The sequence below is a fragment of the Mesorhizobium sp. WSM4976 genome (assembly GCF_029625685.1).
In the GTDB taxonomy this organism is placed as follows: domain Bacteria; phylum Pseudomonadota; class Alphaproteobacteria; order Rhizobiales; family Rhizobiaceae; genus Mesorhizobium.
On sequence record NZ_JARTVT010000002.1, the window covers coordinates 98,583 to 112,884 of the forward strand.

The window sequence follows — 14,302 nt, forward strand, 5'->3', positions numbered from 1 at the left end:
GCTGTGTCAGCCTCGCGTTGATCGGCCTTGATGCACATCAAAACCGGGTATCTGGCTCTCCGTCGTTCGGAACACCACACAGATGACTGCGGCGCTTCGATGTCTGGTAAATTCAAGGCTGCGGCCATTCGCCTGCGTCGCCGCCGCCTCGCTTTTCTATTCCTATGCGCTTCCGAACGCTTCGCTATTCAACATGCCGTCGCGCAGTTCGAACATATGATCGAAGCGATTGAATATCTTTTCGTCGTGAGTGACGGCAATGATTGCGGCATCATGCTCTACGGCGAGCTTTCTCAACAGGTCCATCACAATCCCGGCGCGCTTGGAATCGAGAGCAGCGGTCGGCTCATCCGCGAGAATAATGCGAGGGCTGTTGGCCAGGGCGCGGGCGATTGCGACGCGCTGCGCCTCGCCGCCGGAAAGCTTGGCAGGCATGGCGTCCTTGCGATGGCCTATCTCAAGATAGTCGAGAAGCTCCAGAGCCCGCTTTCGCGCGCTCGCCATGTCGGCGCCGGCGAGTTTGGGAACGAGGGCGACGTTGTCCGTCGCATCGAGAAACGGCAGCAGATTGTGGAACTGGAAGATGAAGCCGATCTTGTCGAGCCTCAGGCGCCTGAGGTTACGGCGCTGCCATTGGCCGTCGCGAAGAACCAATTCGCCTTCGAGTTCCATGGACCCGGAGGACGGATCGAGAATACAGCCGATTACGTTGAGAAGGGTGGTCTTGCCGGAGCCGGACGGGCCGAGCAACCCCACGACCTGTCGGGGGAACACCTCGAGCGAGACCTCCCGCAGCGCGTCGACCCGCGTTTCGCCCTCGCCGAAATGCTTGGAGATGCGTTCGAGCCGAACGAGCGGGCTGCGGTGCGCCGACTCCGCCATCTCATCCGCCCAGCGCAGTCGCGGGATCGACCCTGAGTGCGGCGCGTACGCCCAGTCCGCTCGACAGCACGCACACAACCAACACGATCAAGCCCAACAGCGTTACGCCAAAAGGCTCCAACACAACCCGTCGTGGGAAATAGTCCTTGACGTTGAAGATGAGCACGGCGCCGATCACAAAGCCCGTGGCTCCAAGCAGCAGCGATTGTTGAACGATCATGCCGATGATGGTGCGGTCGGGAGCTCCGATAAGCTTCAATGTAGCGATCTGTTTCAGCTTCTCCATCGTCATTGTGTAGATGATGAGCGCGATGATGACTGCGGAGACGATCAGGAGGATGGACGTGAACAGGCCGATCTGGCGGCGCGCCCGATCGACGAGCGAATGCGTCAGGATGTCCTCCTGCTCCTGTTGGGTGATTGCGGCGAGATGCTTCCACCGCCGTACAGTATTGGCTACATCGTCGGGCGAGGCGTTCGGCTGAAGTCGCGCGATCACGGCGTTGACGGTATCGCGGCCTGATCCGCCGCTCCCGCGCGCGAGCTGAATCCGGGCAGCGGACGGCGCAAGATCGAATTGCAGTTTCTGCGCGTCCGGCAATGTAACATAGACGGCCGGATCCCCGCCGGAGCTGACCTGCTGTTGGGTGAGGCCGACAACGGTGAATGTACTGCGCCCAAGCGCAATACGGTCTCCGAGCGCGAGTCCCGTCGAATTGTCGGCGACCATTTCGAAGTGACTGCGCGCGATGCTGCGGCCCTCTACAATCTCCGGCGGCCCGCCAGGCCGTGTCGGCTCGTAGCCGATGATGTAGAGCCGCAGCTTACTGCCCAGATATTCCGTTTCGACCATCTGGTAGGTGACGCTGCCTGCGGCGGCTACGCCGGCGATGCGGGCGATCGCCTCTCTTGTGTCGCCGGGAACGGAGGAGGCCTCCGCAAACGGTCCTCGCGTGCTCGCCTCGACCACCCAGAGATCGATGGCCGGCGCGCGGGTGATTGTCAGGGCTTCAAGGATCAGACCCCGATAAATGCCGATCATTGCTAGGACGACCCCCAAGAGGAGGCCGAGGCCGACACAGGTGAGCAGGAACCGGCCGAGGTTGTGCCTGATATCGCGAGCGGCAAGGTTCATCTGGTGTCCGCCTCAGTCACGCGCACTCGCCGATCCGCCCGGAACCCGCTCTCGATGTGCACGACAACGCGGGCGTCCTGAGGCACGCCTTCGACAATTTCCAGCCTTGCATCCTCCGTGCGGTGCCTGAACTTCACAAGTCGGCGCTGCAGGCGATCGGCCTCGACAGTCCAGACCCAGCCCTGGCGGCCGTCATAGCCCTGCACCGCAGCCTCGGGGACAAGCAATGCATCGTCCAGTTGCGCGACCGTGATCCAGAATTCCGCCTGTTCGCCGAGATAGACGCGCGGCGGCGGGTTGTCGCCTTTGATGAAGACGCGGCGTTCCTCGGTGACGCGATCGCTCTCGAGTCCGATGCGAACAACCTTGCCAGTAAAGGCATCTTGGGGGCGCGAGCGGAGGCGGGCATCGACGCGCTCACCTTCCTGGACAAACCCGGCGCGTGCTTCGTCCACGTAAGCCAAGCCCCAATAGGAGCCGACCGCGATAAGGGTGAAAACCGGCTCGCCTGGCTTGACCACGGTGCCGGCCTCCTTGTGGCGCTCCACGATCACGGCGTCATAGGGTGCGACCAGCGTGCGATGGCGCAACATCGTCTCCTCAAACTGGAGCTGGGCTTTCGCGTCGACCAACTGCGCGTTGGCGCTGTCGATCTCACTTTCGGCGACGGTGACATCAGCCTTTGCCACCGCCTCGTCCCGGGCAGCTTCCTCCGCTGTGCCTTTTGAAGCCACATCGCGGCCCATGAGCGATTGCATGCGCCGGTTGGTCGCTTCCTTCTGTTCAAAAACCGCTTGCGCCTTTTCGCGGCTGGCTTCCGCCCGCTTGATGTTGACTCCGGCAATCAGAAGCGCCGCCCGTGCCTTCTCGACCTTCGCCTCCTGCTCGCCGGCACTCAGCCGCGCCAGGACCTGTCCGGCAGTCACGCGATCGCCCTGGTCGGCATCGAGCTGATCGAGAGTGGCGCCCACCTCGAATCCGATTTCCGAACGAATCCGAGCCTCAACCGTCCCGAGGCCGAAAACGCGAACCGGCACGTTGTTCTCGATCGATGCAACCTGCACCGTGATTGGACGGTCAGAGTAGAGAAAGATGGCCAAAACGACCGCCGCAATGAAGCTGGCCGCAACCAGCGCAAATCTGACGGCAGGCCATCGGCTCCTCACAGCAAATCGAGCGTCTCTGGTTGGTCTCTTGTCGGAGGCAGAGGCCTTCTCCGCAACGACGTCTGCAGAGGAATCGTTCATCAGCAGGCTCGCTCCCGCATAGTCGTCAGGTTACGGAGGCGGCCCTGGGCCTTCTCACCCGGACGGCCGCCAAGGCGTCGCTCGTCTTGAAAGGGGTGCGCATCGGGCGGCACATGCGGTGGTGAAACCCTTCTGCACGAAGGTACTGTCGACGATCCCCGCGCTCCGCCTCGGCACAACGTGTCGATCGTGCGGATCAAGATCTTCGTGCTGGGACGCTGCTGTTTGACGCCGCTCTCTGAATGACATTGGTCAGCCATGGTGGTGCTCATGCCCGGCGTCGTGAGGGTCCGACTTCATGGCCTGATACCCGACTTCGAGGCGAGCACGCCTTTGCGACATCTTCGGGACGGTAGTTTTGGGCACGCTGCATGTGGTCAAAACGATGTCGGACCTCCCGCTCAAGTGTGTCCGTCAACATCCAGACTAACTCGTCTGGCGAGCCGGTCTTGATCGCTTTTTCCGCCACGGGGATCACTGGCCCCTCGTCGAGGCCGGCAGGTTTGAGCCCGGTATATGGTGCACCTTCGCCGACCCGATGCAGGCGCACCGCGGTTTCGAAGAAATAAAGATCTGCCACTTCGCGCGCCGCCGACCCAACTTTGCGATCTCGCAGCGTCTTTTCGAATGCTGAGTTCAGAACCGCACTCGCCTGTTCTTTTACGAAAGGCAGGATGAGCGCTACGTCTTCTTTCTCCAGGGCCTGGCGCGCCGCGGTGACCACAGGGCCGTCCATAGTCTTGCAATGAGGAGGCATGATGTTTCTCCTTCTGACTCGCCCGAACCATGTATCGTATTCAAAATTTTCACCTAGCCCTTGATCTGGCTCAAATACCTATCGAGATCGCCGCTCACATGGGCGAACACGGGTCAATCGGATTGTGTGCGGCTTACGGCTTCATCGATTATCTGCTCGTGTTGTTACGGGTCCGATGTCGATCCTCTTTGCCAATACGAGCATTTTCTGGCTTGGTTGAAACTCACATACGCTCGCTACGACGGGGGCTGCACCCTTTTCCCGCGTGCGGCGGCGGGCTTCAGGAGGGTTCGTCCACCTGGGATGCGCAGCTCCACCGTGCCGACTCGCGTTTGCCAGTCGCGCTCGCGATAGCCGTTGCGCTGGGCCTGCTGCAGCTAGCGTCGGTATACAGCCTGCATGGCGAGCATCAGAAGATGCAATAAGATGTATTCGGTGAGCTGCGGCCCTCTCGCGTCCTCAAGCCAACCGATAACGGTTCCTCATGAAACCATGCGATGTACTTATTTGCCGCCATATGAACCGCAAATTACGGTCCTGAAGCGGTCGAGGTCAGTGGAAAACGAACAAGACCGCATTCTCCAACCGGCAATGGGAGTGGCGGAGATGGGACATCATTCAACAGGACGTATATTTGCACTGTCATTGCTGGCGCTCGCGCCGCTATGCGCCAGGCCGGCATTGGCGCAGGGCGCGCTCTCGGTCATGAGCTTCGGCGGCGCCTATCAGGAAGCGCAACGCAAGGCGGTCTTCGAGACCTATGCGGCGAGCACGGGCACCAAGATCGACGAGCAGGAATACGGCGGCGAGATCGCCAAGATCAAGGCGATGATCGAGTCCGGCAACACCACGGTGGATGTCGTAGATGTCGACGCGCCAACGCTGCTGCAGGGCTGCGATGAGGGCATCTTCGAAAAGATCGACTGGTCGGCCATCGGTCCGAAGGAAGACTGGATCGCAGGCACCACGTCCGAATGCGGCGTCGGCACCATCGTCTACGCCACGACGCTTGCCTATGACGGCGCCAAGCTGCCGAATGGTCCCTCGACAATCAAGGACCTCTTCGACACCAAGAAATTCCCCGGCAAGCGCGGCCTGTGGAAGAATCCCGCGACCAACCTGGAGTTCGCCCTCCTTGCCGACGGCGTGCCCGCCGACAAGGTCTACGCGACGCTTTCCACGCCGGAGGGGGTAGACCGCGCCTTCGCCAAGCTCGGCACGATCAAGGACAGCATCGTCTGGTGGGAAGCCGGCGCCCAGGCGCCGCAGTTGCTCGCATCGGGCGAAGTCGTCATGACCACCGCCTGGAACGGCCGCATCTACAACGCCAACAAGGAAGGCAAGGACTTCCGCATCGTATGGGACAACCAGATCCTCGATTCCAACTACTGGGTGATCCCAAAAGGCGCCAAAAACCCGGACGCCTCGCTGGCCTTCATCAAGTATGCGGTCGAGCCGAAGGTGCTAGCCGGCATCACCAAATACATCCCCTACGGTCCGGTGCGGAAATCGTCCGCCGAGTTCGTGGCTCCCGCGGATGCCAAGAACCTGCCCACCAGCCCGCAGAACCTGACGGTGTCGCTGACGCTGGACAATGCCTTCTGGGCCGATAACGGCGACGAAATCCGCAAGCGGTTCACGACTTGGCTTGCCCAGTGACGCGGGCATGAGCGGGAGAGTATCGATGAACTTTTCCCAGCCGATGTCCCTAGCAAAGGACAGGCCCGTCGATGCGCTCGTCCGGTTCGAGGAAGTAAAGAAATCCTACGACGGCATCAACTTCGTCGTGAAGGACCTCAATCTGAGCGTCGCTCGAGGCGAGTTCCTCACAATGCTGGGGCCTTCGGGCTCCGGCAAAACCACCACGCTGATGATGCTCGGCGGCTTCGAACGGCCGACGCTCGGCCGCATCCTGCTCGGCGGCAAGCCGGTCGAGCGGCTGCCGCCGGAGAAGCGCAACATCGGCTTCGTCTTCCAGAACTATGCCTTGTTCCCGCACATGACCGTGGCGGAGAACGTCGCCTTTCCATTGCGCTATCGCGGCATCACCGGAGCCGCGGCGGCCGCAAAAGTCCGCGAGGCGCTTGGGCGCGTTAGTCTCGAGACGCTGGGAGACCGTCGCCCGGCGCAACTATCGGGCGGTCAACAGCAGCGTGTGGCGCTTGCGCGGGCACTGGTTTTCGAACCCTCGCTTGTGCTGATGGACGAGCCGCTGGGCGCGCTCGACAAGCAGCTGCGCGAACGCATGCAGATCGAGATAAAGCAGTTGCAGAGCTCGCTCGGCATCACCATGGTCTATGTCACGCACGACCAGTCCGAAGCCCTGACGATGTCGGATCGCATCGCCGTCTTCCACGACGGGCGCATCCAGCAGCTGGCCGATCCAAAAACGCTGTACAACGAGCCGGCCAACCGTTTCGTCGCGTCCTTCATCGGCGAGAACAACACGTTACCCTGCACCCTGCTGGCGCGTGAAGCGAACCTCGGCATCGTGCGCATGGCCGACGGCTCGACGTTCAGGGCCGTCGGCTCCGCAGCCGCCGGAGCCGACGCGGAATTCAGCCTATCCGTCCGCCCGGAAAACATCGCGCTCGCAGGCAAGGGTGCCGATGCCGGCCTCAACCGCATGACAGGCACCGTCCGCGACGTCTTCTTCCTTGGCGATCACATGCGCCTATCGGTGGAAGCGTTCGGCGGGCAGCTCGTAACCGCGCGCATTCCGGCACGGCGCGCCGGGCCGTTCGTGCCGGGCGATGCCGTGACGCTCGAGTGCAACGTCTGGGACTGCCGTCTGCTGGAGGCATGAGTCATGACCGACGTGGACATCGATCGCATCAACATCTTCATGGCCGTGCGCCGGGCGGCCAGGCCGGCGCGGCGATCGGCGCTCTCGCTCGCGCTGCCGCTGCTCGTCTTCCTCGCGGTGGCCTTCGTCGCCCCAATCCTCTACCTGCTGGTCACGGCGGTCGCGAACCCAGAAACGCGCGAGGTGCTGCCGCGCACGCTGGTAGCGCTGCAGGACTGGGACGGCAAATCCGCGCCGGACGAGCCCGTCTACGCCGCGCTGGCCGAGGATCTGAAGGTCGCCAAAGGCAACAGCACCGCGGCCCTGCTGGGCAAAACATTGAACTACGAGATTTCCGGCATGCGCAGCCGCGTCCTGGCGGCCGCCAGGATGGTGGAGAAGTCAGATGGCGGACCGTACAGGGAAAAATTCATCCAGCTTGGACAGGAGTGGGCCTCGCCGGAAACATGGGCCGTCATCAAGCGTGACGGCGCTCCCGTTACGCCGTATTACCTGTTGACTGCGCTCGATCTGAGGCAGGCCCCGGACGGCTCCATCGCGCGTGTCCCTGGCGACCAGGCGGTTTTCCTCGACGTGCTGGGGCGCACGCTGTTCGTGGCGGGGCTGGTGACGTTGTTCACGCTGCTTCTCGGCTATCCCGTCGCCTATATGCTGACCATCGCGCCCCGGAGAATCGCCGGCGTCATGATGCTGATGGTGCTCCTGCCGCTGTGGACGTCGCTGCTGGTGCGCACCACCGCATGGGTGGTGCTGCTGCAGTCGGACGGCATCATCAACGACATGCTGCTCGGCCTGCACCTGACCAGCGAAAAGCTTCAGCTCATCTTCACCCGGGTCGGCACGGTCACCGCGATGACGCACATCCAGCTGCCCTTCACAATCCTGCCGATCTATAGCGTCATGCGCGCGATCCCCACCACGCAGTTACGGGCCGCTCGCTCGCTTGGCGCCGGGCCGTCGTCAGCCTTCTGGCGGGTCTATGCTCCGCAGACGCTGCCAGGCGTCGTGGCCGGCTGCCTCATGACGTTCATCCTGTCGCTTGGTTACTACATCACCCCGGCTCTTGTCGGCGGCCCGCGCGACCAGATGGTGTCGAACTTCATCTCCGTCTACATCAACCGCGACCTCAACTGGGGCCTGGCCGCCAGCCTCGGTGTCGTCCTGCTGATCGTGACGCTCGCCATCTACCTGTTGTTCCTGCGCCTCGTCGGCGCCGACAAGATCAAGCTCGGGTGACGCCATGTGGCTGCCTTCCTACGCAACTCCTTCCGAGCGCCTATTGCGAACTCTTGTCGTCGTGCTGACGGTCGCGGTCCTCCTGTTCCTGGTTGCTCCGCTTTTCATCATTGTGCCGCTGTCATTTTCCAAGGACCCGTTCTTCACCTTGCCCGTGCGGGAATATTCGCTGCGCTGGTACGAGGACTTCTTCGGCAACGCGCGCTGGATGACGGCCATCTTCAACAGCGCCGTGGCGGCCGTTGCGACGACAATCCTGGCAACGACCCTCGGCACCCTGGCGGCGCTCGGCATTTCACGCCCCGATTTTCCGGCGCGGCGGCTCGTCATGGCGCTGCTGATCTCGCCGATGATCGTGCCGATCGTGATCGTTGCCGTCGGCAGCTACCTGTTCTTCGGCCAGTTCGGCCTGACCAACACGCGAACCGGATTGGTGCTGGCCCACACGGCGCTGGCCACGCCCTTTGTGGTCATCACGGTGACGGCGACGCTGTCGACCTACGACACAAACCTGACGCGAGCCGCTTTGAGCCTCGGCGCGCCGCCGACTTCGGCGTTCTTCCGCGTGACCTTGCCGAACATCATGCCGGGGGTAGTATCGGGAGCGATCTTCGCCTTCGCGACCTCCTTCGACGAAGTGGTCGTGGCGCTGTTCATGACCGCAGCCGAGCAACGCACGCTGCCGGTGCAGATGTTCTCCGGCATACGCGACCAGATCAATCCGACCATAATGGCTGCCGCCACGCTGCTTCTGGCGCTGTCAATCGTCCTGTTTTTCGCCTTGGCAGTCCTGACGCGTCGCCGCGCAGGGTAGTCACCCTTGCCTTTGTGCTGACCGGCTCGCGCGATCGGGTGACGGCCCGGAGGCCCTTTGAACTGCCGCTCTATTTTCTTGCCGAGCCAGGTCGTTCGCGACCGCGCCGACTGCGCTTTTGAAGTCTTGGCTTAGCCGGCGAGCACGCCGGAATCGCTTGCGACGAACATGTCGGCAAAGCGCGCCGCGAAGCTCCGCGCGACGGCCGATCGCTTTCGGTCGGCGCTGACATAAATACCCACTACGACATCGGCCAACCGAGGCAGATGCGCCGCCGGTTCGACGACGCGCAGCGCGGACGGCACGATACGGCGGGCCAGGACGGTCATGCCGAAACCTGCCCCTACCGCCGCCTCAAGTCCCGACAGACTGGGGCTTGTGTAGACGATCTCGAAACTGCGCCCGTCCCTCTGCAATGCCGTCAGCATGTTGCGGCGATAGAGGCAGCCCTCCGGATAGCAGACGATGCGCAGCGGACCTTTTTCCTGGCTGCCTGCGAGCCCGTCGCCACGCCCAGTCGCATCGACCCAGGTTAACTGCTCCTTCCAGGTCATGAAGGCACCCTCGGAGGGACCATCCGGCGTCATCGCCACGACGATGTCGTACTGGCCCTTGCGCATGCCCTCCAGAAGGTTGTGCGAAATATCGCAGACCACATCGAAGGTGAGATCGGCGCCGTCTCGCGCCAAGCTTGCCATCAGCCTGGGCAGGAAATGGTCGGCATAATCGTTGGGAATGCCGAGCCTCAGCTTTCCGGCACTCTCGCGGCTGGACAGCTTGAGCATCATTTCGTCGTTGAGCGCGAGGATCTGGCGGGCATAGCCGGCCACCAGCTCACCCTGCTCGGTCAGCTGCGTGCCGCCTTCCTTCGCAAACAGCGAGACACCAAGAAGGTCCTGCAGTTTCTTCATCTGCAGGCTGATCGCAGGTTGCGTGCGGCCAAGCTGCTCGCCGGCCCGCGTGTAGCCGCGCAGGTCGATGATGGTCACGAAAGCTCGAAGCAGATCGGTGGGAATGCTGCGCATCGATGGTCCCTGACGCAACTATGAGCGCATGTTGCGCCATAGAATCACCCGTTTGCGGACAAATGCAAGCGGGCCTCGGCTTGCGCCAAGGCCCGCTTGAACTATGAATCGCCCTCAGGCCTTGACGATGTTGTGTTCGGGGCCGAACGGGAATTTCGTGATGTTCTCGGCGCCGTCTTCGGTGATGACCAGGATATCGTGCTCGCGATAGCCGCCGGCGCCCGGCATGCCTTCGGGCAGGGTCACCATCGGCTCCATCGAAACCACCATGCCGGGTTGGAGTACGGTATTGATGTCCTCGCGCAACTCGACGCCGGCCTCGCGACCGTAATAGTGCGACAGCACGCCGAAGGAGTGCCCGTAGCCGAACGATCGGTAGCCGAGTAGGTCATGGCTGCGGTAGATGTCGTTCAGCTCCGTCGCCACGTCGCCGCAGCGCGCGCCCGGCCGCAGTAGCTCCAGCCCGCGCCGGTGCACCTTGCAGTTGATTTCCCAGATGCGCAGGTGCTCGTCGCTGGCATGATCGAGGAACAGCGTGCGTTCCAGCGCGGTGTAATAGCCGGAGATCATCGGAAAGCAGTTCAGCGAAAGAATATCGCCCTTCTCCACCTTGCGGGACGTCACCGGATTGTGGGCGCCGTCCGTGTTCACGCCGGACTGGAACCAGACCCAGGTGTCCATCAACTCTGCATGGGGGAAGGTCTTGGCGATGTGACGAACCATGGTTTGGGTGCCCGCCAGCGCCACCTCATATTCGGGAACGCCCTCGCGGATGGCGTTGCGGATGGCTTCGCCGCCGATATCGGCGGTGCGGGCGCCTTCCTTGATCAGCGCGATTTCTTCCGTCGATTTGATGGTGCGCAGCCACATGGACGGTGCGCCGATATCGACGAATTCAACACCCGGGAAGGCATCCTGCAGCAAATTGCGGAGGTCGAGATTGACATGATCGAACTCGATGCCGAGGCGCTTCGCGCCCGGTAGTTGCTGCTGGAGAGCATGGAAGTAATTGTCACGCTGCCAGTCGGTGTAGGTGATGTTGTCGCCGAATGTCCGGCGCCAGGGCTGGCCCGCATCGATGCCTGCGGAAATGGAAACCGCTTTCTTGTCCGTCACCACGAAGGCGTAGCGGCGGCCAAAGTAGCAATACAGGAAATCCGAGAAATAGCAGATGTTGTGGTAGGAGGTGAGGATGGCGCCGTCGAGCCTCAGCTCAGCCAGGATCTTGCGCAAGCCGTCCTGGCGGCGCGCCATTTCGGCGGCGCTGAAGGTCGGGACAACCTTCTGGCCATTGTGCATGTTCTGCAGCCGCAACAGTTCGTTGGGCATGCCCTTGGCATAGACGTTCATTATGTCCTCCGTACCTCGAAAAGGGATGATCAAGCGTCGCTTCGGACAATAGGGGAGTCGGCTCGGGCACGGGAAATTAGAAGTCGATATCAGCCAATTACCGTTGCTAATCGCTACCGCGAAAATAAGGGCGAGGTCTCGGGTTGGACTTCCCCGAAATGCTTTGACAGTCTGTTGCCGATGACGATCAGGACGAGGCCGCCGATCAGCAATGGCAACAGACCGTTGTCCGGGTCGATATGAGACCCAAACAGCCTCGCTATCTGCGTATGGTTCTTCTCTGGCTTAGCCATGGTCGTCTGCGGCGAAAGACTCTGTTCCCGACCGCACAGAGATGCCGATCTCATCTGCCGCCTCGTGCCATGCCCGAAGCTCGGGATAGCGACGGCCCTCCAACGAAATCTTGAGGCATCGTTGCGATGTCGGCCAACGTGTAACGATCGAGGACATTCTGTTATTCAGCGGCGCATATATGCTCTATGCCTTTACATCATGCCGGGAGATCTATTGCATAGGTTCTTTAACGGTGAGGGGCCTCATTATGCGAGCAAAACCGACGAAGGATCTACACGCCTGATCGATGTTAGCTTGTGCCACGGTGGTGGCTGTGGAGCCATTGAAAACAGTGCGATAGACAGGTCCGCGACGTTTCGCCGGCCTCTTATTGCAAGAAGACCATGGTGCCGGCGACATAGAATTAGCAATAGGCAAAGCCTCAAACCCGTTCGTTTTCTTACTTTAGGTCGCCGCGGGGGTACTTTGACTGACGAAGTGAAATCAGGGGAACAGGGCACGTATATTGGCCCTTAGCGTGGGAAGAAGTTCGCTCTCAAACCAAGGATTCTGTTTCAGCCATCTATTGTTGTGCCACGATGGGTGCGGCAGTGGTAACCGGAGTAGTGAAGGATCGGCTCGATAAATCTGGCGCCAGGCTCGTACTGTCTCGTTAACGCCTTTTCCGGCAAATGGTGACCCAAAGTGCCATCGATGCGCATATCCGCCGACAACTAGCAGCAATGCTAGGGTTGGCAGGCGTGCAAACAGCCTTCTCCGCCAAACCTCCGCGCACTCCCGGCGGGGTGGCAAATCGCCTCCACTGGGGCTCAGGCCAGGAAAGCAGAAGCTCATGGGAACAATCGCAACCATGGAGGGGTCGTAGAATTCCTCCTCATTCATTCCGAGCCATTGCCTAAGCCTCACTCCCGAAGGATCGTCGAACGGTCGCCCGCTTTCATGCGCCCGGATTCCTGGGGCCTGGCTTGCTATGCAAATGCGTGCCGTCTCTGATGCTTGAAGGATAGGTCGTGGCTCGTGGTCTAGCGGCAAGCCATAACAAGGCTGGTCACGGCAGATCCTGCAGGCGCGAATGGTGCTCACAAGAGTCGAGAACGGTTCCGGCTCGTCCGCTATCTCATTGGGGCTGAGGAAGTGGTTCTTTACTTGCATCTTTCGCTGTGGGTGGGGTGGAGACGAGTGCTGTGAAAGATTACGCCGATTCATCGCATGTCTCCTAATATTTGAGCGACAGATCGTAAGCGTAGCTGGCTTTTCGCTTTCATCCGCTTCAACACGGCTAGCACGATCTATCTTCTTTCTGTTTCGCTGGGCCGCAATCCATGTTCTTGGGGACATTTCCGAGCGGGTGGCGGGAGCGGATAGTGGCGGGAGTGCTTGGCGTGTTCGGTGTGACCCAGGCCGATCAGATGGTCGATGGCGTGGCCGCTCTGGAGCAGATAGTCGGTTATGATGGGGAGTTGGCACCGCCACCAGACTGTCTCCAAGCATATCAAGGTCAGGCGACGGGCGCCGCCGAAATGGATCAGTTCTTTAAAGGCGATGGTAAATTCCGTGCCCAGAACTCCGCACGCGCCAGAAGCCGTTGAAAATTTCATCGACGTTTCAGCCGCCGTCCGCCCGGAGCGGCGCAATAGATGGCCAATCTGTTGCGCCAGGCAGTCGGTCGATGTTGGAGGTGGGATTGGCGCGCGAGACCGGGGAAGAATCGGACGTCAATCAGCAGGTCGACCTGCGCCGCGCGCAGCATGTCGAGAAATTCCTTGAGTCGCGAGCGGAGTGGCCGATGGTTGTGAATCGCGCAGCCATCAGCCGATCTTTGTCAGTGCGCTTTCCTTGTGCGCGGCGACGTGGTCGGTCTCGTCGCTCAGGATTTCATATTGCGGGTCATTCTTCGACGCATGGTGACGATGCCCCTTGTAGTCGAAGTCCTGGTGATGGACCTTGATGATCTTGCCGCTTACCCGGCCGGCCTCCGAATTCCAGCTGACATGGTCGCCAACGGAATATTTCGTCATGATCTTCTCCAATCATGTGGGGCACCGCTCCAAATCCTCGGGCCGTCTTTACGAAAGCTAGACAAACATCATGACGACAATCGCACCGATGACTATCAGGACAAGTCCGCCGATCAGCATCGGCAGCAGGCTGTTGTCAGGGTCGATGCCCGACCCGATCTCCTTTGTTACCTGTTTGTCGGTCTTCGTTGGTTTAGCCATGGATCGTCTCCATTCAGAGGGAAAGCAGCGGGCATCGAAACGGCGCTATATTATCCGGCGTTGCCTGCCGCCCTGATGGGAGGCGGTGGTGTCGGGGGCGCCGAGGAAATCTTCGGGGATCGGCGTGATGTCGGCCAGCGTGTAGCGGTCAAGGGTGCTCTGGAAGGAGACTATCGCATCGCCAAACATGCGTGAAAGCTTGCAGGAGGCGGTTAGCACGCTCTGGTTTCCGGTGGCGAAACATTCAACCAGCGCGAAATTCGGCTCGGTTAGCGGCACGACGTCGCCGATCCGGATCATCTCGGGTCGACGCCCGAGAACAAGTCCGCCGGAGCGGCCGCGGATTGCCTTCCGATAGCCGCCGCGGGTCATGGTGTTGGCGACCTCTTTGAGATGTGTCTTCGATACATTGAAGGCGCGCGGAGCTTCCTCGATCGTGATCAGGCGCCCTCCGGCTGAGGCTGTGTACATCAGCATACGCGAGGCATAATCGGAAACGTTCGTCAGCCGCATGAATGCCTCCTCCTGTCCATCGCT

15 protein-coding genes and 1 pseudogene are annotated in these 14,302 nt (G+C 61.1%); 5 read left to right on the forward strand and 11 right to left on the reverse strand.

The genetic code is table 11. From position 1 onward, the window contains the following. Positions 1 to 162: 162 nt before the first annotated feature. The 5 genes and pseudogenes from P9272_RS02765 to P9272_RS02785 form a co-directional block, all read right to left on the reverse strand. Positions 163 to 882: an ABC transporter ATP-binding protein gene (locus P9272_RS02765; protein WP_278158801.1), complete on the reverse strand. Its 720-nt coding sequence runs from the start codon at positions 880 to 882 to the stop codon at positions 163 to 165. 1 nt (position 883) lies between these two features. Next, a complete protein-coding gene (locus tag P9272_RS02770; RefSeq protein ID WP_347404023.1) occupies positions 884 to 2,017 on the reverse strand; it encodes an ABC transporter permease in 1,134 nt (377 codons plus the stop codon). Then, a complete protein-coding gene (locus tag P9272_RS02775; RefSeq protein ID WP_278158805.1) occupies positions 2,014 to 3,117 on the reverse strand; it encodes an efflux RND transporter periplasmic adaptor subunit in 1,104 nt (367 codons plus the stop codon). The genes P9272_RS02770 and P9272_RS02775 overlap by 4 nt, the downstream gene beginning before the upstream one ends. A gap of 415 nt (positions 3,118 to 3,532) precedes the next feature. Beyond that, on the reverse strand, positions 3,533 to 4,021 hold the full coding sequence (locus P9272_RS02780) for a DUF6448 family protein (RefSeq protein WP_278158807.1): 489 nt from the start codon (positions 4,019 to 4,021) through the stop codon (positions 3,533 to 3,535). A 287-nt stretch (positions 4,022 to 4,308) separates the two neighbouring features. Continuing rightward, positions 4,309 to 4,389, reverse strand: a pseudogene (locus tag P9272_RS02785) (transposase); the annotation flags it as partial. Positions 4,390 to 4,627: 238 nt separating this feature from the next. Between P9272_RS02785 and P9272_RS02790 the strand changes: the two are divergent. The 4 genes from P9272_RS02790 to P9272_RS02805 are packed head-to-tail and all read left to right on the forward strand — an operon-like array spanning position 4,628 to position 8,877. Next, positions 4,628 to 5,680 (forward strand): ABC transporter substrate-binding protein, encoded by a 1,053-nt coding sequence (locus P9272_RS02790; protein WP_278158809.1) that lies wholly within the window; start codon positions 4,628 to 4,630, stop codon positions 5,678 to 5,680. A gap of 25 nt (positions 5,681 to 5,705) precedes the next feature. Continuing rightward, on the forward strand, positions 5,706 to 6,827 hold the full coding sequence (locus P9272_RS02795) for an ABC transporter ATP-binding protein (protein ID WP_278158811.1): 1,122 nt from the start codon (positions 5,706 to 5,708) through the stop codon (positions 6,825 to 6,827). Between the two features lie 3 nt (positions 6,828 to 6,830). Then, positions 6,831 to 8,063 carry an ABC transporter permease gene (locus P9272_RS02800; protein ID WP_278158813.1) on the forward strand — a complete coding sequence of 411 codons (1,233 nt, stop codon included), beginning with the start codon at positions 6,831 to 6,833 and terminating at the stop codon, positions 8,061 to 8,063. Between the two features lie 4 nt (positions 8,064 to 8,067). Continuing rightward, positions 8,068 to 8,877 carry an ABC transporter permease gene (locus tag P9272_RS02805; RefSeq protein ID WP_278158815.1) on the forward strand — a complete coding sequence of 270 codons (810 nt, stop codon included), beginning with the start codon at positions 8,068 to 8,070 and terminating at the stop codon, positions 8,875 to 8,877. Between the two features lie 131 nt (positions 8,878 to 9,008). Here the strand turns inward: P9272_RS02805 and P9272_RS02810 are convergent, their stop codons facing one another. The 3 genes from P9272_RS02810 to P9272_RS02820 form a co-directional block, all read right to left on the reverse strand. Further along, positions 9,009 to 9,902, reverse strand: coding sequence for a LysR family transcriptional regulator (locus P9272_RS02810; RefSeq protein ID WP_278158817.1), 894 nt, complete (start codon positions 9,900 to 9,902; stop codon positions 9,009 to 9,011). 114 nt (positions 9,903 to 10,016) lie between these two features. Continuing rightward, a complete protein-coding gene (locus P9272_RS02815; protein WP_278159215.1) occupies positions 10,017 to 11,231 on the reverse strand; it encodes a M24 family metallopeptidase in 1,215 nt (404 codons plus the stop codon). A gap of 798 nt (positions 11,232 to 12,029) precedes the next feature. After that, positions 12,030 to 12,698 (reverse strand): uracil-DNA glycosylase family protein, encoded by a 669-nt coding sequence (locus P9272_RS02820; RefSeq protein ID WP_278159217.1) that lies wholly within the window; start codon positions 12,696 to 12,698, stop codon positions 12,030 to 12,032. A gap of 230 nt (positions 12,699 to 12,928) precedes the next feature. On the opposite strand from P9272_RS02820, the gene P9272_RS02825 reads away from it, so the two are divergent. After that, positions 12,929 to 13,135 carry a hypothetical protein gene (locus tag P9272_RS02825; RefSeq protein ID WP_278158818.1) on the forward strand — a complete coding sequence of 69 codons (207 nt, stop codon included), beginning with the start codon at positions 12,929 to 12,931 and terminating at the stop codon, positions 13,133 to 13,135. Positions 13,136 to 13,354: 219 nt separating this feature from the next. On the opposite strand, the gene P9272_RS02830 is transcribed toward P9272_RS02825, so the two are convergent. The 3 genes from P9272_RS02830 to P9272_RS02840 are packed head-to-tail and all read right to left on the reverse strand — an operon-like array spanning position 13,355 to position 14,278. Next, positions 13,355 to 13,564: a DUF2945 domain-containing protein gene (locus tag P9272_RS02830; RefSeq protein WP_278158820.1), complete on the reverse strand. Its 210-nt coding sequence runs from the start codon at positions 13,562 to 13,564 to the stop codon at positions 13,355 to 13,357. A 57-nt stretch (positions 13,565 to 13,621) separates the two neighbouring features. Continuing rightward, a complete protein-coding gene (locus P9272_RS02835; RefSeq protein ID WP_278158822.1) occupies positions 13,622 to 13,765 on the reverse strand; it encodes a hypothetical protein in 144 nt (47 codons plus the stop codon). Between the two features lie 45 nt (positions 13,766 to 13,810). Beyond that, on the reverse strand, positions 13,811 to 14,278 hold the full coding sequence (locus P9272_RS02840; RefSeq protein ID WP_278158824.1) for an Rrf2 family transcriptional regulator: 468 nt from the start codon (positions 14,276 to 14,278) through the stop codon (positions 13,811 to 13,813). Positions 14,279 to 14,302: the final 24 nt, after the last annotated feature.